The 24,839-nt window shown below is 33.6% G+C and carries 21 protein-coding genes; 6 read left to right on the top strand and 15 right to left on the bottom strand.

Translation table 11 applies throughout. The annotated features are described in order from the left end of the window. Positions 1–4: 4 nt before the first annotated feature. Together ACHRWY_RS17515 and ACHRWY_RS17510 are read right to left on the bottom strand one after the other, a co-directional pair. Positions 5–841 (bottom strand): ABC transporter permease, encoded by an 837-nt coding sequence (locus ACHRWY_RS17515; protein ID WP_395356409.1) that lies wholly within the window; start codon positions 839–841, stop codon positions 5–7. 3 nt (positions 842–844) lie between these two features. Further along, complete coding sequence (locus ACHRWY_RS17510) at positions 845–1,741, bottom strand: ABC transporter ATP-binding protein (protein ID WP_395356408.1); 897 nt, start codon at positions 1,739–1,741, stop codon at positions 845–847. Positions 1,742–1,836: 95 nt separating this feature from the next. Here ACHRWY_RS17510 and ACHRWY_RS17505 point away from each other — a divergent pair, with 95 nt between their 5' ends. After that, entirely contained in the window at positions 1,837–2,889 is a 1,053-nt protein-coding gene (locus tag ACHRWY_RS17505) for a hypothetical protein (RefSeq protein WP_395356407.1), read from the top strand. An 80-nt stretch (positions 2,890–2,969) separates the two neighbouring features. Continuing rightward, positions 2,970–3,833: an SdiA-regulated domain-containing protein gene (locus ACHRWY_RS17500; RefSeq protein WP_395356405.1), complete on the top strand. Its 864-nt coding sequence runs from the start codon at positions 2,970–2,972 to the stop codon at positions 3,831–3,833. A gap of 87 nt (positions 3,834–3,920) precedes the next feature. Here the strand turns inward: ACHRWY_RS17500 and ACHRWY_RS17495 are convergent, their stop codons facing one another. Then, positions 3,921–7,655, bottom strand: coding sequence for a metallophosphoesterase (locus ACHRWY_RS17495; RefSeq protein ID WP_395356404.1), 3,735 nt, complete (start codon positions 7,653–7,655; stop codon positions 3,921–3,923). Between the two features lie 26 nt (positions 7,656–7,681). On the opposite strand from ACHRWY_RS17495, the gene ACHRWY_RS17490 reads away from it, so the two are divergent. Further along, positions 7,682–8,860 carry a Pycsar system effector family protein gene (locus ACHRWY_RS17490; protein ID WP_395356402.1) on the top strand — a complete coding sequence of 393 codons (1,179 nt, stop codon included), beginning with the start codon at positions 7,682–7,684 and terminating at the stop codon, positions 8,858–8,860. Positions 8,861–8,875: 15 nt separating this feature from the next. On the opposite strand, the gene ACHRWY_RS17485 is transcribed toward ACHRWY_RS17490, so the two are convergent. Next, positions 8,876–11,245, bottom strand: coding sequence for a GAF domain-containing protein (locus ACHRWY_RS17485; RefSeq protein ID WP_395356400.1), 2,370 nt, complete (start codon positions 11,243–11,245; stop codon positions 8,876–8,878). 231 nt (positions 11,246–11,476) lie between these two features. On the opposite strand from ACHRWY_RS17485, the gene ACHRWY_RS17480 reads away from it, so the two are divergent. Continuing rightward, a complete protein-coding gene (locus ACHRWY_RS17480) occupies positions 11,477–12,229 on the top strand; it encodes an SDR family oxidoreductase (RefSeq protein ID WP_395356398.1) in 753 nt (250 codons plus the stop codon). Positions 12,230–12,302: 73 nt separating this feature from the next. Next, positions 12,303–12,884 carry a TetR/AcrR family transcriptional regulator gene (locus tag ACHRWY_RS17475; RefSeq protein ID WP_395356396.1) on the top strand — a complete coding sequence of 194 codons (582 nt, stop codon included), beginning with the start codon at positions 12,303–12,305 and terminating at the stop codon, positions 12,882–12,884. Positions 12,885–12,957: 73 nt separating this feature from the next. On the opposite strand, the gene ACHRWY_RS17470 is transcribed toward ACHRWY_RS17475, so the two are convergent. The 11 genes from ACHRWY_RS17470 to ACHRWY_RS17420 form a co-directional block, all read right to left on the bottom strand. After that, complete coding sequence (locus ACHRWY_RS17470) at positions 12,958–13,917, bottom strand: hypothetical protein (RefSeq protein ID WP_395356394.1); 960 nt, start codon at positions 13,915–13,917, stop codon at positions 12,958–12,960. A gap of 10 nt (positions 13,918–13,927) precedes the next feature. Next, positions 13,928–14,968: a hypothetical protein gene (locus tag ACHRWY_RS17465; RefSeq protein ID WP_395356392.1), complete on the bottom strand. Its 1,041-nt coding sequence runs from the start codon at positions 14,966–14,968 to the stop codon at positions 13,928–13,930. A gap of 255 nt (positions 14,969–15,223) precedes the next feature. Further along, the gene (locus ACHRWY_RS17460; RefSeq protein ID WP_316633601.1) at positions 15,224–16,282 is read right to left on the bottom strand and encodes a nucleoid-associated protein; all 1,059 of its coding nucleotides are present in this window, start codon (positions 16,280–16,282) and stop codon (positions 15,224–15,226) included. 45 nt (positions 16,283–16,327) lie between these two features. Continuing rightward, the gene (locus tag ACHRWY_RS17455; RefSeq protein WP_395356391.1) at positions 16,328–16,687 is read right to left on the bottom strand and encodes a four helix bundle protein; all 360 of its coding nucleotides are present in this window, start codon (positions 16,685–16,687) and stop codon (positions 16,328–16,330) included. Between the two features lie 116 nt (positions 16,688–16,803). Continuing rightward, positions 16,804–17,343 carry a hypothetical protein gene (locus tag ACHRWY_RS17450; protein ID WP_395356389.1) on the bottom strand — a complete coding sequence of 180 codons (540 nt, stop codon included), beginning with the start codon at positions 17,341–17,343 and terminating at the stop codon, positions 16,804–16,806. A 160-nt stretch (positions 17,344–17,503) separates the two neighbouring features. After that, complete coding sequence (locus tag ACHRWY_RS17445) at positions 17,504–18,103, bottom strand: HPP family protein (RefSeq protein ID WP_395356387.1); 600 nt, start codon at positions 18,101–18,103, stop codon at positions 17,504–17,506. A 94-nt stretch (positions 18,104–18,197) separates the two neighbouring features. After that, positions 18,198–19,478 carry a chloride channel protein gene (locus ACHRWY_RS17440; RefSeq protein WP_395356385.1) on the bottom strand — a complete coding sequence of 427 codons (1,281 nt, stop codon included), beginning with the start codon at positions 19,476–19,478 and terminating at the stop codon, positions 18,198–18,200. Between the two features lie 373 nt (positions 19,479–19,851). Continuing rightward, positions 19,852–20,241 (bottom strand): VOC family protein, encoded by a 390-nt coding sequence (locus ACHRWY_RS17435; RefSeq protein WP_395356383.1) that lies wholly within the window; start codon positions 20,239–20,241, stop codon positions 19,852–19,854. A gap of 3 nt (positions 20,242–20,244) precedes the next feature. Further along, positions 20,245–20,817 carry a sugar O-acetyltransferase gene (locus ACHRWY_RS17430; RefSeq protein ID WP_395356381.1) on the bottom strand — a complete coding sequence of 191 codons (573 nt, stop codon included), beginning with the start codon at positions 20,815–20,817 and terminating at the stop codon, positions 20,245–20,247. 287 nt (positions 20,818–21,104) lie between these two features. Further along, positions 21,105–21,563 carry a DinB family protein gene (locus ACHRWY_RS17425; protein WP_395356379.1) on the bottom strand — a complete coding sequence of 153 codons (459 nt, stop codon included), beginning with the start codon at positions 21,561–21,563 and terminating at the stop codon, positions 21,105–21,107. 72 nt (positions 21,564–21,635) lie between these two features. Beyond that, positions 21,636–22,364 (bottom strand): carbon-nitrogen hydrolase family protein, encoded by a 729-nt coding sequence (locus ACHRWY_RS17420; protein ID WP_395356378.1) that lies wholly within the window; start codon positions 22,362–22,364, stop codon positions 21,636–21,638. Positions 22,365–22,511: 147 nt separating this feature from the next. Here ACHRWY_RS17420 and ACHRWY_RS17415 point away from each other — a divergent pair, with 147 nt between their 5' ends. Then, a complete protein-coding gene (locus ACHRWY_RS17415; RefSeq protein ID WP_395356376.1) occupies positions 22,512–24,671 on the top strand; it encodes a TonB-dependent receptor domain-containing protein in 2,160 nt (719 codons plus the stop codon). Positions 24,672–24,839: the final 168 nt, after the last annotated feature.

Here is a 24,839-nt window from a genome sequence, read left to right as displayed (position 1 = left end):
TATACTACAAATCTCTATTTTTTAATAGCTTGTAAGAAAAGTATATGAATAAAAATGTCCAGATTAAAACAATCAAAATAGTGAAATAATTGACGCTATAATCTTTAACGTTCTGGACTCCCATTTGGTTCCCGATACTTTTTATTAACGATAATCTTGAAATAGGTTCTACAATTAGATTAGACATTGATTCTAAAGGAAGAAACTGAGTAAAATATTTGTCTTTATCGCTATTAGGGAAAATGGTAAAGGCAAAAAGTAATTTTAAAAGAGATTCGATAAAAAACCATACAAAAAGGAACCCTAAGGCAAAGGCAGAACGCTTTATTAAAATTCCTAAAAATAAACAGAACGAGAAAAAACCCAGAAGCTTAACAAAAAAGGCTAGAAGATAACTCAGTTCAGAGAAAATAATACCAAATTCTGTATAGGATGAAAAGGATAACCCCAGAATTAGGCTCATTACAAAAACAAAAATGGTAGAGCACAAGGCAAAAAGGACGACTGTCAAGAATTTTGATAAAATGAATTCTTTTTTACTTAAACCATCAATAAGGTTTTGCTTTAAAGTACCATAGCTATATTCGTTGGCCATCATAGAAACAATAACAATGGCCAGGAAAAACTTAAGCCATCCCGCAATATACGTGTTAAAGTGCCAGATGTATGGGAAATTAAAAATACCCATTTCAGCAAAATGAATTTTAATAACACCAAACTCAAATTTAATCGAAGCAATGAGTGCAATAAAGGATAGTAAAATAAAATAAGTTAAGGTTAATACACGACTGGCTTTATTTTTCCAGATTTTTTGTAATTCTATAGCGATAAGTCTTTTCATGGTTTAATTGTTTTTGGTTAATTCTAAAAATTGAGCTTCTAAACTATTTTTACGCTTTACCAAATGGGTGAGTGTAATATTTTTAGAAAATAAAAACTGATTTAATTCTGAAGCTGACAAATCAGATTTTAGGTAAACCAAAATTTTCCCGTCTTCTTCCACAATTTTTTCAACGGCTGAATGTGAACTAAGGGTATTCTTTAACAAAAGAGCATCATCTGCCATAATTTCAAAAAAGCTCTCGTTTGCAGACATTCCATCAACAGAACCCGAATATAAAATTTCTCCTTTTCGTAAAACAATTACATGCGAACATACTTTTTCTACTTCATCCAACAAATGTGAAGCCAGTAAAATAGTAGTTCCCTGAGAAGCAATTTTTCTGATAATATCACGAATTTGGTGAATTCCCTGTGGATCTAAGCCATTGGTAGGTTCATCTAAAATTAAAATTTCAGGATCGTTTAATAATGCCGAAGCAATGGCTAAACGTTGTTTCATACCTAAAGAAAAAGTACTAAAGGTGCTGTCTTTTCTTTCAGTCAAACCAACTAAATCCAGTTTTTCACTGATTTTAGAGTAATTGATGCTTTTTATTTTACAGACCAATTTTAGATTTTCTTCGGCTGTCATGTACGGGTAAAAGTTGGGTCTTTCTATAATGGCGCCCACTTTTTTTAAAGCCTCATGTGTCTGCACTTTTCCGCCAAACCAGCTGTAATGTCCAGATGTACGGTTTACCACATTCAGTACAATTCCAAGAGTAGTCGATTTTCCACTTCCATTAGGGCCTAAGATGCCATAAACACGGCCTTTTTGTATTTCAAAAGATACATTTTTTAAGGCCTGAATGCGACCGTATCTTTTATGAAGATTTTCAATAGTAAGGATGGTTTCCAAATTTATTTCGGTTTTAGTTTTTAGTATGACGATTCAACTTTAATATTGTTACGCTAAATTTTATTTAATGTAAATTTGTAATAAAGATATTCAAAATGAGCGAACCTTTAATGGTTTTAAAAAAACCATCTTACCCTTTGATGCAATCTCTTTTAAGTTATTTAGAACGCTACGAACGAATTTCAAAAGTGTCCGTGTTCTATGACGACTTATTGCGTTTTTCCGGTTCTGTGAATGTGTATGATAAAAACGAAACCGATACCTTATGGATTCGGGTATATTACAGTGAATTTGAGCGAAATGAGATCGATTTAAACCTAAAAAAAATATATTCGCTTTTACATTCTGATGGAAACAATGAGATCATTCAGTTTTTAAATGTTGACGCCATAGACTATTGTACTTTTGGAAATTCAAAACCCTTTAGAATAAAAGTTCGTAATATTCTCAACGACAATTATGTTCATTTTTATATTAAAAAAGCTGATGCTTCGAGAATTTACGGATTAGAATTAGAAGATATCCTTTCGCCCGATAAGATCAACTTTCTGGTTTATAAAGATACTTTGATCGAGGAACATATTATTGGAATTCCGGGGGATGTTTTTATGGATACACTACTGGATAGTTGTACTGAAATGGAAAAATCACAAATTGCAAAAGAATTTGTAAAGTTTAACGAGCGCTGTATGATCAGGCTTTTAGGAGATATGCGTGCTTATAATTATGTGATTGTCCCCATTCATGATTTTGATCAGGTGGTGTATAAAATAAGGCCAATTGATTTCGATCAGCAATGTTACGAAGGGAATTTTAAAGTGTATCGTCCCCAGTTTTTTAAGGAAAATTATCCAATGATAAAATTGATAAAAGAGAAACTGGAAGACCGGTCTATTATTCAGTATAAAGATGAAGAGAGGGCCATTTTAGCTAAACGGATCCATTCTGCCGAAAACAGAATCAAAAAACTCCTGAATATTATGTGTCACGATACCATTTCGACAGAAGAACATTTAAGTCAGCTTAAAATGGAACTGTATCGCTATACCAATGATATGAAATTTAAAAATGCCAGATCAATGGGGCACATCATGCAGGCGGCATTTGAATTTATTACTCGTAATTTTAAAAACACAAATTTAGTTTAAAATGATTTGCTGCAGATTCTGGAATTATTACTGAAATGATAATAATTTTTAATGTGTCGCAGAATTAAAAATACAATCTTATGAAAAAGTCTTTTTTAGTAGTAGCTTCTATTGTTTTATTAGCGTGCCAGCAACAATCAAATGATGATTTAAAAACACTCTATTCGCTTCCGAAAAAGTTAAAAGAAGTTTCCGGAATAACTTATTTTCCTGAAACAAAATTACTGTATACGCTAGAAGACAGCGGAAATAAAAATGCAATTTATGCACTAAATACGCAAGGAAAAATTGCTAAAACGATTACCATTTCAAATGCAACAAATGTCGATTGGGAAGATATTACAAAAGATAAAAATGGCAATATTTACATAGGGGATTTTGGAAATAATGACAACGAGCGTAGAGATTTATGTATTTACAAAATCAATAAAAATCAGCTCAATAGTGATACGGCTGTCGCCGAATATAAAATTTCATTTTCATATCCGGATCAAACCGGGTTCCCTCCAAAGAAAAAAGAGCTGTTTTACGATGTAGAAAGTTTCTTTGAACACGGAGGTTATTTTTATCTTTTTACCAAAAACAGAAGCAAAAATTTTGACGGAACAGCTTTTATATACAAAATTAAAAATGCGGCAGGAACTCAAAAAGCGACTAAAATTGGAGTGTTTAAAACATGTGACAATTACAATCACTGTGTGTTAACAAGTGGCACGATAAGTCCTGATGGAAAAAAAGTAGCGTTATTAAGTCACGATAAAATTGTTTTGTTTAAAGATTTTAAAGGGGATTTATTTCATAAAGGTTCACAGACTGAAATAAAACTGAATCATTTCTCCCAAAAAGAAGCAATTGTTTTTAAAGACAACACAACTTTATTAATTGCTGACGAAAAGACAAATAAAGTAGGAGGTAAGGTGTACGAGTTTAAATTAAAGCAATAAAAAAATGCCATGAATTCACGAATTTAATTGTACTAATCGTGAATTCATGGCAAAAAAACTTTAAACCTTTGTTACTCTGAACCTTTTCTAGAAACTATAGGCTGCTCCAAAAATAAGCCTTCCTACTTCATCAGGAGATTTAAAATAAGAAATCCTTGCTGTTAAAATATTGATTGCGTTTATCCAGAGTCCGCCACCATAATCCTGGTGCCATTTTTTTGAGTTTTCTCCGTTAAGCCAGATTCTTCCGTAATCAAAACCACCTAAAATCCCGTATGTTAACGGAGCAACGGTACGTTGAATTTTACCCAGGCTAAATCGCAAATCAGAACTTTGAGAAAAATAAGAGCTTCCTAAGAAGCGTTCGTTTCTATACCCTCTTAAATCAGTATCGCCACCTAAAGTTGCACCCTGATAAAATTCATAATTATTATTTAAGATTGCTTTTCCTTTCACATAAGTAGCCAAGATCAGCTTTCCGTTGTGATCAATTCTATGGGTAAATCCAAGAACACTTTCCAGAGTAGGGAAATTTTGTTTGGTTTCGTTTAGGTTTGCTGTCCAGGTTCCGGCAATCATAAAATACATTCCCAATGTTGGTTTGGCTGCAAAATCAGAATTTTTAAACTGATATTTTACTTTTAAGCCTCCATAAGTTTGGTTGTCAAATACATTTGGGTTAATAATATTAGGTAGATCAATATACCTGTTATCCGTATCTTCAACGGTCATTCTTTGCAAAATGGGCTGTAAGCTAAATTCACTTCCGTATCGTCCAACATGCCTGATAGCTCCCGAAACATTAAATTTTCGGATACGAACCCTGTTATAATCCATACCAAACTCATCATCATGATTCTGAGTTTCGTTCCCGTACCCAAAGTAATTCATGGCAAAATTTGGTGTTGTATATTGCGATTCCACATCAATTACCCATTTACCCAATAATCCGGGGAAATGCGCTGCATAATTGAATTCTAAACCTCCTGTAGCAAAATAATAGAAGGCATTTAAAACATGTCTTTGCGTGTATGGGTTTTGCTTAAAATTATTTACCGTATAATTGATATTGACACCCACTTTTACACCATCATCGGGATTATATCCAATATTGGGAAGACCTGAAATAACATTGTACTTCGGTTTCTCGTAATTGTATAAATTAACATTATAGTCGTCTGTTAATTGTGTCTTGGTTTTAGAATCCAGGTTATAGGTGTTCTCTTTTGATTTAAAATCGTAGACTATAACCCTTTTTCCGTTTTCGATGTTATAAGTGTCATTGTTCTGACCGCCAATCAAACGGATTTTAATTTTTGATTTCTGATCGCCTTTTACTTCAAAAATATCATTATCATCTAAACCATAAATCCATAAATTTTTAGTTTTTGCATCGCTTATATTTTTCGTATAAACCAATTCATCACCTTCTTTTTTAACGCGGAAGACCTGAATTTCGATGCTTTTTTTAGCATTATGATTGATGACAAATTTGTCTTTTTTATCTGTTCCGGCAATCATGATAGTATGGCTTAAAACATCAAAATATTCAGAAGCATATTTTTGTAGTTCTCTTTTTCTGTTTTTTAATTTTCTTTTGATATCCTCAACAGTTTCATCCTGCACTTCTTTTGGCATACTTTTAAAAGCATTATCGATATCACTGTCAGATAAGTTGTCCTGAATGTATTTTGCCTGTGCAATCCAGTCTTTTTCTTCGGCAGTTCTTAGAAAAGCTAAATCCATCGGATATGGTTCTCGGTTCAGCCACTTCACATTGTCAATTTTAGTTTTGAAAGAACGCATGTGTCGCAAGGCCGGAATATTCATTAAAAGGGAAAGTAAGGTTCCGTCATATTTTGAAAATGCCTGATCCCGATCTCTTGGAATTGGCTTATAGATTACTTTACCGTCTTTTTTGTATTCGCCCCAACGCCATTGATCGCTGTGCCTGTCCCAATCGCCAATGAGCATATCAAACAAACGTGCCTTAATGTATTCTTTTTCATCAACAGTATATTTCTCATCCTTATGAAGGTTTTTCATCAAATCATCAGTGCTAATGATGTCAGATGGATGGCCAAAGTTTTTTCCGTCAAGGTGATTGTCGGCCGGTCTTTCTTCCACCATATACAATTGATCACCATAACTGGCATTAAATTCTTTTAAACCATTTTGCTTTGGGATATAATATAAAACAGGATTGGTATGCGAAACGCCTATTTTGTCAGACATACTCGCTGTTACAAAAGGGGCGTAAGGATGAGAAGTGGTGTAAAAATCTAATAAAAAATTCTCTGTATACGTTTTTTCAAAATCGTTTACAATATATTGATCTTTAAAAGCCACAGATTGTAAAAAGACAGTTGCACTTTTTTTCATGGCACGCATTACATATTCCCTTCCTTTTGGATCTGACATTCTCAAGGAGATAGATTGATGCCCACCACCTTCACGAAGTGGTTTTAATCCGCCCATTAAAGTGTCTACAGTCGCCACTTTAACTTCAACTGGCATACTGTAATATTTTCTGTAATGTTGTCCGAATAAAAATTTATGGAATAAACTTTTATCCGTCATTTTTTGGGAATAGATAGAAGTCGTGATTTTTGAAGGGAAATTATTTGGAATATCAGCAGCCCAGTTAATTTCTTTGGCTTTGATAATTTCACGCTCAAAAAGCAGTTTCTCCTTATTGTTTTCATTTCCAAAATAAGAGACTTTTGCATCACCGCTTTTAAATAAGGTCAAAGTCACATAACCATTTCCACCGTACGAAAAATCATTTTCGTTTATGGCTCTCGCAGCTTCTGATTTTGATCCGGCGCCGCTAATAATTTGCTGAATATTTTCTTTACTGATAAATTGGAGGTTATGATCGTGTCCTGAAACTACAATAACATTTTTCTGTTTTTGCAAAAGGGTCTTAATCCTTTTTGCGTAAATGGTATACTGCTTATTTTGAAGGTCCTGCGGACTAACGCCGGATGTTTTTCGAAGTAAATTGATAAAAGATCCAATGATCGGAAGCGGAATTTTTTGCTCTAAAGGAAATAATTGTTTTTCCAGCGAAAACTGCCCGCCATGCGTTCCGTTGCTCAATAAAGGATGATGAATGGCCAGAATAACGGTTTTTTCCTGATTTTTATTCAAGATACTTTCCAGTTCGGTGAAAAAGTCTTCACGGGTTTTAACATCACAATTGTCATTTATAGTAGGGTGATTGTTCCAGTCTTCCAGAAACCATTCACTGTCAATAGTGATTAATGTCGCAGTACTGTCAATTTTTACATCTTCAATAGCACACGATTTTCTGGGTAAAAAAGCTTTTTTATCATTTAAGTACTGAGTCACAAAATCAGCCTGACGCTCCAGACCTTTAATCCCGCTGTACCAATCGTGATTTCCGGGAATAAAAATAGTTTTCCCTTTAAAACCTTTTGCTAATTTTAATTGATTAGTGAGTTTTGTTTCGGCCAAAGTTTTATCTTCGGCATTATTATCACTCGGGAAACCTTTTGGGTAAATATTGTCGCCTAAAAATAGTAAAGTGGCTTTTTTATTCGATTTTTTCAGCTTTTGATGTAAAAGTTCCAGTGTTTGCTGTGCTTGTTGTTCATCGGCATTTCCGGCGTCCCCAACTAAATAAAAAGTATGAGCAATTTTTATAGTATCTGTTGCGTTCTCTGTCTCGTTGGCACTAACATTTTTTCCATATTGCGGCTTATGTGTTGCACAGGAATGAATTAATATAAGTGTTGTAATTGCTAGGGAATAGTTTTTAATCTTAGCAATAAAATGATTATCCAAAAACAATTTCATAATTTAGTGGTATAAAAATATTCTATATGAATCTAATAGAACAATCCGAAGATTTCGTCAGTAATTTACTCAAAGATAAACTTTCTAATTTATATTCTTACCATAATTTTAACCATACTTTAACTGTAGTAAATGCAGTAAAAGAGCTTTGTAAAAAAGAAGAAGTTAAAGGAGATGAAAAAGAAATGCTTTTAGTGGCCGCCTGGTTTCACGATACAGGTTATATTGAAGGTTATGAAAATCACGAAGAAGAAAGTGTAAAAATTGCGACTGCTTTTTTGAAAGAAAAAGGACAATCAGATGAGTTTATAGCGATTGTTTCCAGTTTGATTTTAGCCACAGTTAAGGAATACATACCCAAAACTCATTTAGAAAAAATTATTAAGGATGCTGATTTTGCGCATCTTATGGGAGAGGAATATGCCACTACCTGTGAGTTATTGCGTATTGAATTAAAAAACACCTGGAATTTGAATTTCTCTAATGCGGAATGGGCAAAAGAAAACTTTAATTTTTTAATGAACAGGCACCGCTTTTATACGGATTATGCGTTAAAAAAATGGCAGCCTTTAAAAGAAAAAAACCTGCTTCTTGTACAAAAGAAAATCCAAAAACAGGAAAAAAAAGAAGCAGATAAAATTGAAGCCGAAATTAAAAAGAAAGAAAAAATAGAAAAACCGGATCGTGGTGTTGATACTTTATTCAGAGTTACCTTAGGCAATCATACGCGGTTAAGCGGTATTGCGGATAGTAAGGCTAATATTTTGTTATCTGTAAATGCGATTATTATCTCCATTGCGCTATCGTCTATTATCCCAAAATTAGACAGTCCTAAAAATGCGCATCTGGTAATTCCAACTTTCATTATGCTGATGTCGAGTGTTATTACGATAATCTTTGCCATTCTTTCGACCCGTCCAAAAGTAACTACCGGTGTTTTTACGAGAGAAGATATTGAAAACAAAAAAATTAATTTATTGTTTTTTGGAAATTTCTATAAAATGCCTTTAGAAGAATACGACTGGGCAATGAATGAAATGATGAAAGACCGTGATTATCTTTATTCTAACATGATTAAAGACTTATATTATCTGGGATTGGTTTTACAGCGAAAATATAATTTGTTGCGAATTGCTTACAACTTTTTTATGGTTGGAATTATTATTACCGTAATATCGTTTGTAATAGCCTTTAAATCTATATAAGAAAAGCTCAACTCGTTAGTTGAGCTCGTCTAATAAATCCTGATAAGTAATTTTTTTTGCTGTTGGATTTCCGGTATTATTAATCACTTTTACCCGAATAGCCCTTAATCCTGAGACACCCTGAAGATCTTCAACTTCAAATTGTTCAATCGACGGTTCAAGAACTTTCTTGTGTTGCAGGTATTTAATGTATTTTAAATATTCTGCTTCTTCACTGTTTTGTGAATAGACAATTGTAATTTTTTCTTTTTCAGTAATACGTTCATTCGTCCCTTTGATGTTCGATTTATCGATTCGTTTTTTTACGACTTCGTATCTCGCATTGTAAGTTCCGTCAACGTCAAAACGTTTTTCATCCATTCTGAAACGAATAGAAAGCGGTGAACTGAAAACCAAAATAAGTGACGTAACATCTAATTCGTATGGCAAGGATTCTTTAAGTTGATGATGCTCTAATTCCATTTCGCATAACGTTTGCAATTGCCACAAACGTAAATTATGCAAATACATAATATCAAAAGGCTTTGTTGGGGCAATTGAAGCGCCTATGTACAAATTGTGCTCAACACCATCTGTTTTAAAACGTTCGTAGTAATGCGGATAGATTTGTTGTGCTTCGACTTGCTTTTTATCTAAAACAGAAGCCAGTCTTTTATTAATAATCGACATTGCGTTATCAAATTTCTTTCTTTCCTGATAAAACATGCCTGTTTTTTCATCGAGAGTTGCAAAGTACAATTCTTCTAATTTTTGATTTTTAGCATTTTCCTTCGTGTTTTTTAATATTGGATGAATTTCTTCTTCAATATAACGCTGAATATGCTGTTCGGTATCTGCTTTTAAAGGAAAATCCAATTCATTTCGAAGCGATTCCAGTTCAAATTTTCGTTGTTCCAAAAGGACCAGATTCGAGTTTGGTTTCTGATTATCAAAAATTTCCAATAAAGCAGACAGTTGATTTTTTAAATCAATTTTTACAGTTTCATTTCGATGTTCAGAGGAACTTTTAATATCGATTTGACCGTATAACGGGAACACATTTTTAAAGACAATTTCTTTAAAAATATAATCTTTTGTATGATTTGTATTTTGAAAATAATTTTGGGATTCTTTCTTGAACTTCCAGTAAACGCTTGGGTGAATTGTAGTATATTCTCGTTGTATAATAGCCTCAATCTGATGCTGCATATCAGTATTGTAGCGATCAATAGTATCTGTTAGATACGGTAAAATCAATTCGAGTTTGGTTGCGTTTACACTATTCAGCTCACGCGGATTTTTAGAAACCAGTTCTACAACGCCCAATAAATGTCCGTCTTTTATAACCGGGGCAAAAACGCAGCTCTGGATCCCTTGTTTTAATAAATGCTCACCAAGTCTCCTGTTGGAGGATTCTTCTATGAATTTTTTGACATTGGAAATTACCAGAGGTTCTTTGTTGTCTAAAAGATTTTCAAAAGAACATCCGAAAAAGGCATTTTTACAATCGACTTCCTGATCCGATTTAAGTAAGAAACTTTGCAGCTGATTGTCAAATTTAACCGGTCTGATAAATTTTTCTTCTTCCGGATTGTAAATAATAAATCCCACTCTTAAATCTGATATTTTAAATATCGATTTAAAAATGTTCGTAATAATATCATCACTTGCCACTGTTTTGGCATCGGGTTTCAGTAAATTACTTTTTAGATTTGAGATAGCACTTTCAATCGTTGCATCAAATAACGAAACGATTCCAAAACCTTTTAAAATCCAGCTTCCTTTAGGAAATTTAGACTTCCAAAGCGCTATGTCATTATAATTATCAATCAACAGATCAATATCGTCCTGAGTTAATTGTACGGCATTCTCTGTTGGAGTTATCTCCATAAAATCAGCATTATAAAGAATGCGATAATGTTTCTCTACACCGTCTTCATCAGGAATGTCATAGAAAAAAGGCTTATTAAAATCTATTTTCTGATTGTAGTAAATAGCCAGGATTAGACAGCAGTTGTTAATGTAAAACTGATGCTCATCAAAATCACGAATTTCCATATAAAATTCATCACCTGCATTGCGTAAGATTTTCCTGAAACGCTCTGTATAATTGAAAGATAAATTCTGGAAGGGAATGGTAATAGCTTTTATTTCATTATTAGTCAATGCAGTAGGGAATAAATCTGCGACTAAATTTTTGATTAAAGCAGCATTGTTTTTAATGGTGCTGTAATCATGTATCCCGGTTCTGAATTCAGGATAGGCTTCAACTTCTTTTAAAATTGCTTTGGCGTAATTGGAGCGATAATCAACATCAGATAAAGCAATTTGCTCAAATGACTCAATTAATTTATGAAATGAGATTATCGTTTCGAAAGGACTTTCGTTGTGTAAAAGACGATCCATTTGTTTTTTTGTTTTTAGGATACAAAATTAAGCATAAATTAAGAATGTTTGACATTTTATGATTTCTTTCATTTATAGTTCGATAGATAAGAAGCCTTTAAAATTGCGGGTCTCAAAGCACGTATTTTATTTTAACTAAATTTTAACAACAATAATAACGGAACGATCGTTCCGTTATTATATCTTTGTACTATAATAATTGAATAATCAATAACTTAATAATAAAGCAAAATGAAAAATTTAGAAAATAAAGTAGCTATAGTAACAGGTGGAAATAGCGGAATTGGGTATGCAGCTGCAGCTGAATTAACAGCAAAAGGAGCAAAAGTAATTGTAACAGGAAGAAATAAAGAAGCTTTGGCAAAAGCCGAAACAGAATTAAACGTTACCGGAATCGTTGCTGATCAGTCTGATTTAAGGTCCCTGGATCATTTGGTAGAGCAGGTAAAAGCACAATACGGAAAAATTGATATCGTATTTTTAAATGCAGGGATTGCTTCTTTTGCCCCTGTAGATTCAGCTTCAGAAGATCATTATGACAGTATCATGAATGTAAATGTGAAAGGAACTTATTTTACAGTTCAGAAATTATTGCCAATTTTAAATGATGGAGGTTCTATTATTTTCAATACCTCAGTAAATGCTCACCTTGCAATGCCAAATTCAAGTGTTTATGCTGCCAGTAAAGCCGCAGTTTTATCATTGAATAAAGTATTTGCTGTAGAATTAGCTTCAAGAAAAATTAGGGTAAATGCTGTTTCTCCGGGTCCTGTTGAAACTCCTCTTTATGGTAAATTGGGTTTAGAAAAAGCCGAGGTAGAAGGATTTGGTGCACTTTTGGGCGGGAAAATTTTATTAAAACGTTTTGCTCAGGCTTCAGAAATTGCAAAAACAGTGGGGTTTTTAGCCTCAGACGATTCATCATTTATTACCGGATCAGAAATTGTTGTAGATGGCGGTCTTACTGTAAATGCAGTCGTATAATTTTTTGGACTAATTCAGGAACGATTGTTCCGTATTTTCAATATCTTTGTATCATAATTAATTTTTTGGAAGCATGGCTAGAACGAAAGAGTTTAACGAAGATCAGGTTTTAGATAAGGCAATCGAAATATTCTGGCACAAAGGTTATAACGGAACTTCGGCTCAGGATTTGGTAACACATTTGGGTTTAAGCCGCTCCAGTTTGTATGATACTTTTGGGGATAAGCAAAAACTCTTTGTAAAAGCCTTAAAAAGATATCATGATGGTAATTATGTCCGGATCAAAGAAATTCTCGAAACATCGGTAAATGTCAAAGAAACATTAACGGTAATCTTTAAACTGGCAGTAGTAGAAAGTCTTGAAGACCGGATTACAAAAGGCTGTTTTATGGTAAATTCTGCTGTAGAACTCGCTATGCATGATACTGAAATTGCTGCTATAGTAACCGATAATCGCAAAATTATGGAAGAAGTCTTTTATAATGCCGTTAAAAAAGGCCAGGATTCAGGACAGATTTCAACGAAACAGGATGCCCGTTTATTAGCCCGTTTTATCTTTAACAATTATTCCGGAATTAGGGTCTTGGCCCGGGCAGGCGAAAAAGACAAGCAAGTGTATGATGATATTCTGAAAGCAATGTTTTCGTTGTTCTGATTTAAAGCATTTTTATAAAAAAGAAACCTCAATTACGTTTTGTAATTGAGGTTTCTTTAGTGTTGTATGGTACTTATTTTAATCGCATCATTATATTTTCAACATTGATAAATCCATTTTCTTCTCCCTTTTTGTATTTAATTTGTTTCTCAACAAAATATTTATCAAGTTCATAGAAAACAGAGACAGAATCAGATACTTCTTTCAGGATTCTTTCTTTTGGTATTTCAAACGCTTCACTATTATAGTTTTTTTCACGAACATAAAACAATGCATGGCTTGCCGGTTTAATAAAAACAACCTCTTTTTTCAGGTTATTAATAAAACCAAAGCCTTCCTCTTCTGTCTGGTGCCGTTGCCAGCCGCTACTCATCTGATTTAATAATTTTTCCAGTTTTTCAGGTTCTTTTGCCGTAATAATTTTTTCTAAATCTTTAAATTCGATATCCCGGTTTGAAATATTTTTGAATTTTTTTACAGATTGATCGTCTACTAAAACCCTGAAAATTTTTGGGTTTTGAGGTAAATAAATGATTTCGACATCCAGTCCAACGCCTACTTTTCTATACGCTTCTGCGGAGACATTGTCTGCTACAAGTTTGTATTCCTTGTTATCATCGGTGGTCAACGTTAGCGCAAGGGTATTGTCTGAATAGTTACCACTTGAAGTTTGTGTCATTTCAGTAAAACCACTGTCAATAGTAGCTCTTGCAATTACACCTTCCTTCTTTATTTTTGCTTCAAGGCGATTGCTAAAATTGGTATTGATCCAAAATGTCCCAATTATAAAAATAGCAATCGGAATTAATAATGTAGCAGCATCTTGAGATTTTGGATTTTCCGAATAATAGGTTATTTCTGAAAACGAATCAATTTCTGCTATACCAAGAAAGACAAAGAAAGCTGCTAATACGGCAGTTCCAATTCCGATTGAGAATCCAAAAGAGTGGTATTGGGTTTCAGGGATCAGACAGAAGCACAATACAACAATCAAAATAGCGATAAAATACCATTTTAGATGTTTGATGTTCATAGTTTTGGGTTTAAGTTTTTGTAATTGAATTCGAGGAACCGTTACCGTCAATACGATAAGTGTATTCGATGTTGTTAGAATCTAATATTTTGATTTCGGTTATATAAGAATTGTTTCCGTAAAAACTAAATTTTTCATTTTCAGTATTTTCCAGAAGAAATACGGTTGGCTTGGATTTTGTTCCGGCGTTTACTTCAAAAGGTAATTTAGTATTCCAGGGTATCGCATTTGAAATGTTTTTAATAGACAAAATCCTAAAAGCAGTACTACTGTTGGTAAGTTCAATTTGAATTACTTTGTAGTCAATATAGGTTTTGGCAATATTTATTTTAGGCTCAAATTTTTGCTCAATTTTTGCTATAGCGTAGCTATTGTTTGAGTTTAATAAGGTTACGCCTTTAAAATTACCGGTTCTGGAAACTTCAAAATCGTTATTAATAGCCTTTTTTAATTCTGCTTTTTTTATAGAAATAGTATCTAAATTAGTTTTGTTTTGATTGTAACATTCTTCTAATTCTAATTGCGATGAATCAAGAAAAAAGCCCGGGATTAAAGTAAATAGAATTTTATCAGCGTATATTTTCTCTACCTTTAAATACATTGCAGATTCAGAACTAACTTCGGTCGTATTGTCCAGTGTAAAAATTTCATTGACTTTCGCATGGTCAATGTCATAATTTAAGGTTTGAATATTTTCTGTAAAAGACTTCATGTCCTGTTCGCGCCATCGATTTTCTTTTATCCGTTCATTAACCCCATAAATTAAAAATCCTAAACAGATCAAGATGGGCCAGGTGTAGGTATACCAAGGGCTTCGGACTTTTATTTTTCTCCTTTTGATTTCCTGAATGTATTGCACCGGAAGCTCATATAATTCACCATTCTTTCTTATTGCCCATATTTTTCCTAATCCCAAAAAGGGAATCCAGTAAATATGGAAATATTTTTGACGAATTTCTATGTTGAAATTAGTAGTATCGGTTGTTAAACCTAATTCATGTGGATAGATGTCTCTGATTTTAAAATTTCGGTGGCCGAAAACTATGCTCATGTTGGGGACAGTTTGGTTAGATTTGTTTTGGTTTAAGATTTTAATTGTTAAAATTAAATCCGTGGCGAATATATAAAAAAATGTTAAATAAAATATTAATGTCTATTTTGCATCAAATAAATAAAGGCTTATAGTTTTGAAACCGACAGAGAAATGAAAAAGTCTGATGGCGCTATTTTACAGACATAAAAAAAACGGCAACTACATAATGCAATTGCCGTTTTTTGTAAGTAAGTAATAGAAAATGAATAACTCCTAGCTTTTTTCTTCTTTATTGAAATACACTAAGTAGTAATACATTTGTTTTTCTTCATCCCAGCCTTTTTCAACGAATTTCTCTGCACTTTCAGGATTGATAAAATCCATTTTAATCTGAATGTGAGTGTCCAGGTTAATTACGTTTTTAATCGATTTTCTGGCGTCAGAAACTGCTGCGTTGGCAATAGGGAATGAGGTTACATCTTCGATGCTGTATTTTTCTCCTTTATCAACTTTATAATTTTTGAATTCAGGAATTAAATCAGGGTTGTCCAATACTTCGTTTAAGAAATTTTGCTCTTCAAACTGATCATTTTTTGCGAAATAATTCACAGATCGGTTCATAAACATTACTTCTTCTTTTTTGTCTTCTGCCGGTAAAACTACATCTTTTGCAAAGTTCTGGCAGAATTTTAAATATTTTTTAGTGATGAAGTTCTCATCTTCAAAAGCATCTACAGATAAAAAGTGCTCTAACCAGTAGCGGGCGTCATAACGGTTGCTGTCTACCGTTAAAATTTTGTATCCTTCTTCTTTTTTATAATTAAAGATCAAACATCCTTTGTCTAATTTGCTCAGGTTAATACCTTGTTGCAGAATCATTTCAAGGTTACTGTTTTTTTCTTCAAACTGTAAAAAGTCGGCCTGTAGTTCACTTTTAAAAATTCCGATCGCGTCAACAACATTATTGTCAATACTTAGATTGGTTAAATACGTTACATAAACCTCTCCGTTTTTAATGTGCGGATGGTTCGATTGTTCGAATAAATGCGTAGTAATTCTTTTTGAAATCTCCTGTAAATTACCCGGATTGTCAAAAATCTCAGTAGCATATTTAAACATGTCGTTGTAATCCAGATCGACTTCGTGCGCAAACTGATAATAGTTTTCTTCTTTCTCTCTAAAAGGCTTAAAAAAGTACTCTTTTATCAGCGGAACAATTTCATCATTTAAATTAAATGGCTGTTCTGATAAAAAAATAGCTTCGTTTCTGCTTTTGTTTCCTACGCGGTGTATCGCAAGCGTCTCGATGTGGGTGTTGAATAAGTTGATCATGTTTTTAATTAGGTTCAGAGGAGCAGAGGTTCAAAGGAACAAAGGTTATTTTCTATCTTTTATTTTTCTGATAAAAGCACTTAGCATTCGTTCTATTTCTCTGCTTTCTCCATTTATTTTGTTGAATTGATTCTCGTTTATATACTTTAAATTGAATGAGATTTCAAGTTGCGTTTGCATTTCGAATAATGATGAAATTGAGATATTTAAAAATCTTAAATAATCACTATTTCCATCTCTACCGTAACCCTCGGCAATATTACTTGGTATTGATATTGAACTTCTTCTTATTTGTGAAGATAGTCCATAAATTTCTTCTTTGGGGAATGAATTTGTTATTTGGTAGACTTCTGTCGCTAAATTCATCGATTTCTGCCAGATTAAAAGGTTTCTAAAAGTATTCATAGTTTTTATATTTAAAAAAATTAAACATAAAAATAAGAAAAATCGTTCTTTTTATAATCCGGATTTAAATAAAACCTTTGAACCTTTGCTACTCAGAACCTTTGAACCTCAAAAGACTAATTCCAATTCTCCTCGAAGCCGTAATCTTCAAAGCTGTCGTCTCCTTCAAACATATCAAGATCGTCTTCATCAAGATCATCTTCAAATTCTCCGTAGATATCGTCATGCATATCGGCTTCAAAGTTTTTTTCGATGGCTTCGTCCGGCATTTCCCCATGAGAGAATAAAGTTTCAGGGTAAGGTGCTCCGGCAATCTGATCTTCAATCGCAGCCAGTTCTACTAAGAAAGTCCACATGTTGATAAAATCGTAAACATAGATAATTTTGGTGTTTTCCTGATCCAAAATTGAAGATAACGGATAATCGCTCATCGTTCTTTGCTCGCCCGGAACATCACCGGTATCAAAAAGTGGAATTTCATCTTCCTGATTCCAAGTTTCATCGCAGGTATAAAACGAAGCTACTTCCATTCCGTCAAAACCAAAAGCGTTGAAGATGGCATTGTGTAAATCCTCAAGTGTATCGTCTTCAAGAATTGCAATGTCTCTAAAAATATCTTCTTCGGCGTCTAGAATTACTCTAAATTTATAAACCATAATCTTTGTTTTTATTGAAAGGTCAAAGGTAAAATATAAAAAACGAAATACGAATTGTGAATTACGATTTGTTGAAAAGATTTTTAAGTGGTCCGCCTGAATCACTTTTGTAATTGGTGAGTCTTCTTCGCCCAGATTGACAATTGTGTAAAAGAAATGATTATTTCCTGCTTAGTCTCTTTCTGATTTTATGGTAATGTTTGTGGTAAGTACTATGACTTGGATAACTTCTGCCCGAAGTCATATTGTTAAAAATAAGCGCTGTCAGAAATAAGATCAGTACACCCACTAATACCGGTGAAATCACATACATATAACCCAATGCTTTTATCTGAGCAGAACCTGTAACGGCAATAAGAGCTGTTGCACCTCCGGGAGGATGCAGGGTTTTGGTTATTTGCATGAAAATAATCGAAAGTGAAACTGCAAGCGGAGCAGAGATCCAGATAATATCAGGCACTAATTTGTTGACGGTTACCCCTATTAAAGCCGAAATAACATGTCCGCCAATTAGGTTCCTTGGTTGTGAAAATGGACTTTGGATAATTCCGTAAATTAAAACACCCGAAGCTCCAAAAGAACCAATTAGATAAACCACATCGCTACCCGAAAAATGTATGGATTCCAGATAAGCCAAAATTCCGATACCAACAAATGATCCTAAAAAAGACCAAAAGTGTTCTTTATAATCGATTAAAGTTTCTTTATAAAGGATGTAACGTGTTTTGCGGTAACCTCTTTTTATTTTTTGAACAGGCATGAATTTTTAAAATATTTATTTTGTGCGACAGATTTCTGATTCAGGATGAGTAATAATCTGCATGAATTTGTAATTGTAGCGAAAATTTATTTTTTTATTTGGTCAGGCTTGGGGAATAGCTGTATACAGTATAAGGGTAAATCATTTTTGCCGTATACTTAGATATCAGGCAAACGACAAGAATGGGCAGAAATAAGGTATAGTCGTTTGTTAATCCGCAAACCAGGAATATTGCGGTAAATGGCGCATGAATACTGGCGCTTAAAACGGCTGCCATACCAATTATCATAAAGTTTACCGGAATTACATTGACGTGAAATAGGGTATTTAACACAGATGCCAGTAACAAACCTAAGAACGCTCCAATAAAAAGACTGGGAGCAAAAACACCACCGTCACCGCCCGAAGCTAATGTTATAGAAGTTACAATTGGTTTCAGAACTAAGATTCCAACGAAAGTAAAAGCTAAAGTCAGGGTTAACGGAATTTCGGTCGAATTTTCAAAGATGCCTTTAATGGCATGATATCCTTCTCCGTATAATTGAGGAAAAACAAATAACGAAACACTTAAAACGACTGAACCAATTAAGATTTTATAATAATGTACCTCTATTTTTGAAAATTGAGATTTAAAAAACAGTACACAACGTGTTAAGTAAACGGAATTTATTCCGGCCAAAATGCCCAAAAGAATAAAATACGGAATCGCTTTTAGATGCCAGGTGGTAATCGAAACAGCAAATAAAGGCTCTTCTTTTAAGATCGAAAGTAATCCAAAAGCAATTGAAACCGCAATGACATTTGAAATAATAAAAGCACGGGTAACTTTTCGTGAAATTACTTCGAGGGCAAATAAAATCCCGGCAATCGGACTGCTGAATAAAGCTGTGACTCCTGCAGCAACACCAGCACAAATTAGCTCAGTTTTGTATTTACGAAAGACATTTTCTTTTTGTTGAGCGACAGAACCAATAGTTGCAGTGGCCACAACAGTCGAAACTTCTATTCCTGTTGAACCTCCAAAAACAACAGTCAATAAACCGTTTATAAAGTGTGAAGGAATTTTGTATGAAGGTAAATTTTTTGAATTTGATTTGGTGCTTTCAAAAACTTCTTTGATGCCTTTGTTTTCTTTTTTCTTAAAAAGATATTGTCTCAGAAAATAAATTACAGATAACCCGAAAACAGGAAAAATGATATAAAAAACAGGATTTACCGTGACTTCATGAAAGAAAATTTCTTCGTAATATTCGGTAATCTTTTTTAGTGAGATTCCTAAAAAGGCAGATAAAAAGCCAATTAAAATAGAAACGATAACTAATTTTTGAAGGACAATGAATTGATGATTCTTTTTGATTTGCGCCGTTTTGTTCATCAGAAGTAAATTTGTAGTACCACATTTTTTATGTGGATTACAAAATTAAGTATCAAATTCGGTTTTTTATAGAAAAAACGCAATATAATGTGTTAAAATGAATAAAAACAGGAAAAATCTTTCAGTGTATTTTTTTATTATGGGGTGTAAAATCAATCAGTCAAGGAAAATAAATTTAATTTAAAACCAATGGTATAAAGGCATTGTTTGTCATTTCGAGGAACGAGAAATCACACTAGCCGATCGACAAAGGTTGACGACATTTCTTTGCGTCCCGAAACTTCGGGATAGTGTGATTTCTCCTTACGTCGAAATGACATAAAATGAGAAAACCTTTATCCCTTTGAGCCTTTGCAACTCTGAATCTTACTTTCTATCGCTCATAAAACTCAATAGGCAATAAATCAGGATCCGCGATAAAAGTAAATCGTTTTTCAGTTGTTTCATCAACTCTTATAGGTTCTGATTCGATATTTTTGGTATCTAAAAAAGCAATAGTTTCTTCCAGATTAATGACTTCAAACGCCAGATGACGCAAGCCAACAGCTTCAGGTCTGGAAGGCCGTTGCGGAGGATTTGGGAATGAAAATAATTCGACAACATAAGTACCATTCAAAGCGAGATCCAGTTTATAAGACTGACGTTCTTCTCTGTAGATTTCTCTGATAATAGTCAGGCCTAAAACTTCAGTATAAAAAGTTTTTGATTTTTGATAATCAGAACATAAGATGGCAATATGATGAATTTTATTTAAGGTAAGCATTGTTTATTTTGATTCAGGTTCCTGATTTAATTTTCGAATTACTTTCGCCGGATTTCCAACAGCCAATGAGTTGTCCGGAATGTCTTTTGTTACTACAGATCCGGCTCCAATAACGCAGCCTTTTCCAATTGTTACGCCCGGACAAATAACAGAATTTCCTCCAATCCAGCAATCGTCTCCAATAGAAATGGGTAAGGCATTTTCTAGTGATTTTCTCAATTCAGCGTCAAGCGGGTGAGATGCGGTATAAATCTGAACATTTGGTGCAAAAAATACATTTGATCCAATGGTAACAGGTGCACAGTCTAAAACCACACAGTTTACATTGAAATAAACGTTCTCGCCGCAAACAATATTGTATCCATAATCACAGTGAAACGGAGGTTCAATATAAAAGCCTTTTCCGGCATTTGGAATTAGTTCTTTTAAAATTTCTTTGGCTTTTTTAGTTACCCGGTACTCGGTTACATTTAAACGATGCAATAGGTTTTTTGCTTTTCGACGGTCTTTTACTAAAACAGGATCTCCCGCAATATAATATTCACCGGCGATCATTTTTTCTTTTTCAGTTTTCATGAATGATTTTGTGTCTTTTTGCTGTTTTTTATTAATAAGTTGAATAACATCATTTATTGATTTTGAATGATTTATTTACTATGAAAAAATATATGATTTGAAGATAGAAAATTTTTAATTTAAAAATAATGAAATTCGATAAAATTAAAGCAGGTATCCTTCTTTAGAATACCTGTTTTTTAATACTCCTAATTAACAAATGATTAATTAATTGCATGATAAACTGCTACCCCTGCTAAAAAACCAAGTACGATAATTGGAAAAATTCCGCCTTCAGTTTCTAATTATTACAAAAGTTTCTTCAAAATAACAATCTGTCCCAAATGATAAACGTCATGCTGAATAATGCCATGTATGTGTTCGTAATAGGTATGATTGTTATGAGGGTAAATTTTTTCAAAATCCTGATCCTCAAAATCCTCAAAAAAAGCATCCCACAATTCTTGTGATTTTCCAAGACTTTGAAGCGATTGCTCCCAGGAAGCCTCTGATGAATCCAAAATAGGAACAAAATAATTATGATCCGGAGTTATAACTGTTTCTCCCTGCATACGTCTTAAAATGTTCCTTCTCCATTGTATAAGATGGTTGACAATTTCCCAAATGGTATTTAATTTTGGGTTTATTTTCCTGTAAGCCTGTTCGGCTGTTACATTTTCTAAAGTACGTGCCAAAGTTACCTCCAGCCACGGATTTCCATTATAAATGGATTGATATAAATTTGAAACTCTTTTGCTTTCTGACATATCTTATAAAATTATTATCTCTTAAATTAAATTTCTGATTTTAGTGATTATCAAAGTTATAAAATGATTTTTTTATAAAATCTGTTTTATAATCTTTTCGGTCTTGGTATTAAAAATGATAATGCCTTCGTTTTCATTATCAAGCTGTCCAACTAATTTTCCTTCTTTTGTCCAGACAGTACTAAATCCAACACTTACAAAATTATCACATTCTCCAATACAATTGGCCATTAAAACGGGCATTGCATATTTTTTTGCAACCTGAGGATAATGTTTAAACCCTTTTTCTACTCCGTTTTGAGATTTGGCTACACTGGCGAGATAGATTTCACCTCCCAGTTGAGTTGCTTTTTCTGCATGTGGTGTTTGTAAACTTTCATAACAAATAGCCGGAATAATTTTCTGGTTTTCTATTTCAATTATGAGTTGTTCATTTCCTTTTTCAAAATATGGAAATTCATCTTCATGAAGTTGTTGTTTAGAATAGGTAAGCCTTCCCTGATGCGGTCGAAATACAACCATACTAATTTGAATTCCGTTATCAGATTTTGTCGGGATTCCCACTCCAATTGTAATGTTTTTGCTGTTGCTGGCTTGCTGAAAGGTATCCAGTCGATGATCGTCCTGATATGTCGCAAGATCTCTGGCTAGTTCTGGCTCATAGCCTGTTAAAGAAAGTTCAGGAAAAAATACTGAAGTTGCTTGTAGTGAAGAGGCCAGTTCTATAAATTTGATGTGCCTTTCTATATTGGATGAAATGTCTCCTTTGGAAGGTTTTATCTGTGCAATCCCTATGTTCATTTATGTTTTGTCTTAATAGTGGCGTACTGAAAGCTAATATACAAATAAAGTATTTTACAACTCATCCATGAAATTCTACAATTGGGTTATTATATATTTTTTAACAGGAAATGTTAAAATACATTTGCTCCATCAAAAACCAAGATCATGAAAACCAGGATTACTTTTATTTTATTATTACTAAGTACTTTTACCTTTGCTCAAAATATTATTTCCGGAAAAGTTCTGGATCAAAAAGGGAAACCGGTTCCGGGCGCTAATATTTATATTGATGGAACTTATGACGGAGCGACTAGCTCTGAAACAGGGGATTTTTCTTTTGAAACATCGGAGACAGGGAATAAGACTTTAGTAGTGAGTTTTTTGCTTTATGAAACGTTCAAAAAAGAAATCGATGTAACGAATTTTAAGGATCAAAGCGTAAAACTGAGAGAAAACGTAAATGCACTTGATGCTGTTGTTATTACTGCCGGAACGTTAGAATCCGGCGATAAAGCAAGAGTTTCGGTTTTAAAACCTTTAGATATTGTAACCACAGCAGGTTCTGCCGGAAATATTATAGCTGCTTTACAAACTTTACCGGGAACACAAACTGTTGGCGAAGACGGACGTTTGTTTGTTCGTGGAGGCGAAGCCAGCGAAACGCAAACTTTTGTAGACGGACTTCGAGTAGCACAACCTTATGGCGCAACCACGAACAATTTACCAACCCGTAGCAGATTTTCGCCATTTTTGTTTAGTGGAATTGCATTTTCTACCGGAGGTTATTCTGCCGAATATGGCGAAGCTTTGTCAAGTGTTCTATTATTAAATACTCAGGATGAACCGGATCAGAATAAAACAGATATTGCCTTAATGACGGTAGGTTTAGGAGTCGGAAATACGCAAAAATGGAAAAAAAGTTCCTTTAGCATTAATACTAATTATATAAATCTGGCGCCTTATCAGGCCGTAATTCCTCAAAATGTAGACTGGAACAATCCGTATCAGTCTTTGGGGGGAGAAGCCGTATACCGCTATCATTTTGAAAGAGGGATATTTAAATTTTATGCCGCTTTTGATGCTGAAAGATTTGACTTAAACCAGAAAAATGTAAATTTTGTAAATCCGGTCAGAACCGATTTAAACAATAATAATTTCTATCTGAATGCCTCTTACAAAGGCGATTTTGGAACCGGCTGGCAAATTACATCAGGAATTAGTTATGGGTATAGCAAAAACAAAGTTAAATATGACATTAACGATGTCGATAACAATGAAAATGCTGCCCAGCTGAAATTAAAATTAAGAAAAAATATTTCCAACTACTTTAAATTGTCTTTCGGAGCAGATTATTTTATCACCAAATTCAATGAAAATTTTGATGATAATGTTTCCATAAAAACAGCCAACGGCTATAATTCAAATATTGCCGCTTTTTATACAGAAGGAGATATTTTGTTCTCGAAAAACCTGGCGATGAAAGTAGGTTTAAGACTTTCAAATAATAGTTTGTTAGACGAAACTAATATTGCGCCAAGGGCTTCAATTGCCTATAAAGTTTCAAAAAGCAGTCAGTTTTCATTTGCTTACGGTGATTTCTCCCAAACTCCTGTGGTAGATTATATTAAATATTCAAAATACCATCAGTTTGAAAGCGAAAAAGCAAGACATTATATTTTGAATTACCAGTTTACAAAACCGGGACAAACCTTTAGGGCCGAAGCTTATTATAAAGATTACAGCAATTTGGTTCAGTACAATACAAGAGATATTCAATACAATTCGGTTTTCAATAATAACGGCTCGGGATATGCAAAAGGCTTAGATTTGTTTTGGAGGGACAGCAATTTGTATAAAAACTTAGAATACTGGATTTCTTATTCTTACATCGATTCTGAGAGACAATACAAGAATTTTCCAACCATGGCAACTCCAAATTTCATTGCCAATCACAGCTTGTCTGTTGTAACTAAATATTTTATTACGGATTGGAAATCCCAAATAGGTTTCACGAACAGTTACAGTTCAGGACGTCCGTATAATGATCCTAACCAGGCGCAATTCATGAACGGAAAAACAAAATCATACAACAGTTTAAGCTTTAACTGGGCTTATTTAGTAACGACACAAAAAATCCTGTATTTCTCAGTTTCAAATGTATTAGGGACTCAAAATGTTTTTGGATACGATTATGCTAAATTACCAGACCCAAGTGGCGTATACCAAAGACAAGCCGTTGTACCAACCGCAGACCGTTTTTTCTTTGTAGGTTTCTTCTGGACGATTAGTGATAATAAAAATGAGAATCAGTTGAAGAATCTTTAGGATTAGGTACAAAGTGACAAAGGTTCAGAGGGACAAAGGTTAGCTCCTTGAAATTCAAAAAACCTTTGAACCTTTGTTTCTCTGAACCTTTGAGCCTTAGCGAAAAAACAATTCAGTAGCAAAAATCAACAACTCAGTATCATTTAATTTTAAAACAATAAAAAGCAA

The sequence above is a fragment of the Flavobacterium sp. FlaQc-48 genome (assembly GCF_044007335.1).
Classification (GTDB): domain Bacteria; phylum Bacteroidota; class Bacteroidia; order Flavobacteriales; family Flavobacteriaceae; genus Flavobacterium.
The sequence above is the reverse complement of the archived record's forward strand: the minus strand, read 5'-3'. Positions and strand labels throughout refer to the sequence as shown.

Excerpts from the sequence above, each read along its gene's own strand:
- ACHRWY_RS17515 (WP_395356409.1), bottom strand. The coding sequence starts at position 841 with ATGAAAAGACTTATCGCTATAGAATTACAAAAAATCTGGAAAAATAAA.
- ACHRWY_RS17505 (WP_395356407.1), top strand. The coding sequence starts at position 1,837 with ATGAGCGAACCTTTAATGGTTTTAAAAAAACCATCTTACCCTTTGATG.
- ACHRWY_RS17500 (WP_395356405.1), top strand. The coding sequence starts at position 2,970 with ATGAAAAAGTCTTTTTTAGTAGTAGCTTCTATTGTTTTATTAGCGTGC.
- ACHRWY_RS17495 (WP_395356404.1), bottom strand. The coding sequence starts at position 7,655 with ATGAAATTGTTTTTGGATAATCATTTTATTGCTAAGATTAAAAACTAT.
- ACHRWY_RS17490 (WP_395356402.1), top strand. The coding sequence starts at position 7,682 with ATGAATCTAATAGAACAATCCGAAGATTTCGTCAGTAATTTACTCAAA.
- ACHRWY_RS17485 (WP_395356400.1), bottom strand. The coding sequence starts at position 11,245 with ATGGATCGTCTTTTACACAACGAAAGTCCTTTCGAAACGATAATCTCA.
- ACHRWY_RS17480 (WP_395356398.1), top strand. The coding sequence starts at position 11,477 with ATGAAAAATTTAGAAAATAAAGTAGCTATAGTAACAGGTGGAAATAGC.
- ACHRWY_RS17475 (WP_395356396.1), top strand. The coding sequence starts at position 12,303 with ATGGCTAGAACGAAAGAGTTTAACGAAGATCAGGTTTTAGATAAGGCA.
- ACHRWY_RS17470 (WP_395356394.1), bottom strand. The coding sequence starts at position 13,917 with ATGAACATCAAACATCTAAAATGGTATTTTATCGCTATTTTGATTGTT.
- ACHRWY_RS17465 (WP_395356392.1), bottom strand. The coding sequence starts at position 14,968 with ATGAGCATAGTTTTCGGCCACCGAAATTTTAAAATCAGAGACATCTAT.
- ACHRWY_RS17460 (WP_316633601.1), bottom strand. The coding sequence starts at position 16,282 with ATGATCAACTTATTCAACACCCACATCGAGACGCTTGCGATACACCGC.
- ACHRWY_RS17455 (WP_395356391.1), bottom strand. The coding sequence starts at position 16,687 with ATGAATACTTTTAGAAACCTTTTAATCTGGCAGAAATCGATGAATTTA.
- ACHRWY_RS17450 (WP_395356389.1), bottom strand. The coding sequence starts at position 17,343 with ATGGTTTATAAATTTAGAGTAATTCTAGACGCCGAAGAAGATATTTTT.
- ACHRWY_RS17445 (WP_395356387.1), bottom strand. The coding sequence starts at position 18,103 with ATGCCTGTTCAAAAAATAAAAAGAGGTTACCGCAAAACACGTTACATC.
- ACHRWY_RS17440 (WP_395356385.1), bottom strand. The coding sequence starts at position 19,478 with ATGAACAAAACGGCGCAAATCAAAAAGAATCATCAATTCATTGTCCTT.
- ACHRWY_RS17435 (WP_395356383.1), bottom strand. The coding sequence starts at position 20,241 with ATGCTTACCTTAAATAAAATTCATCATATTGCCATCTTATGTTCTGAT.
- ACHRWY_RS17430 (WP_395356381.1), bottom strand. The coding sequence starts at position 20,817 with ATGAAAACTGAAAAAGAAAAAATGATCGCCGGTGAATATTATATTGCG.
- ACHRWY_RS17425 (WP_395356379.1), bottom strand. The coding sequence starts at position 21,563 with ATGTCAGAAAGCAAAAGAGTTTCAAATTTATATCAATCCATTTATAAT.
- ACHRWY_RS17420 (WP_395356378.1), bottom strand. The coding sequence starts at position 22,364 with ATGAACATAGGGATTGCACAGATAAAACCTTCCAAAGGAGACATTTCA.
- ACHRWY_RS17415 (WP_395356376.1), top strand. The coding sequence starts at position 22,512 with ATGAAAACCAGGATTACTTTTATTTTATTATTACTAAGTACTTTTACC.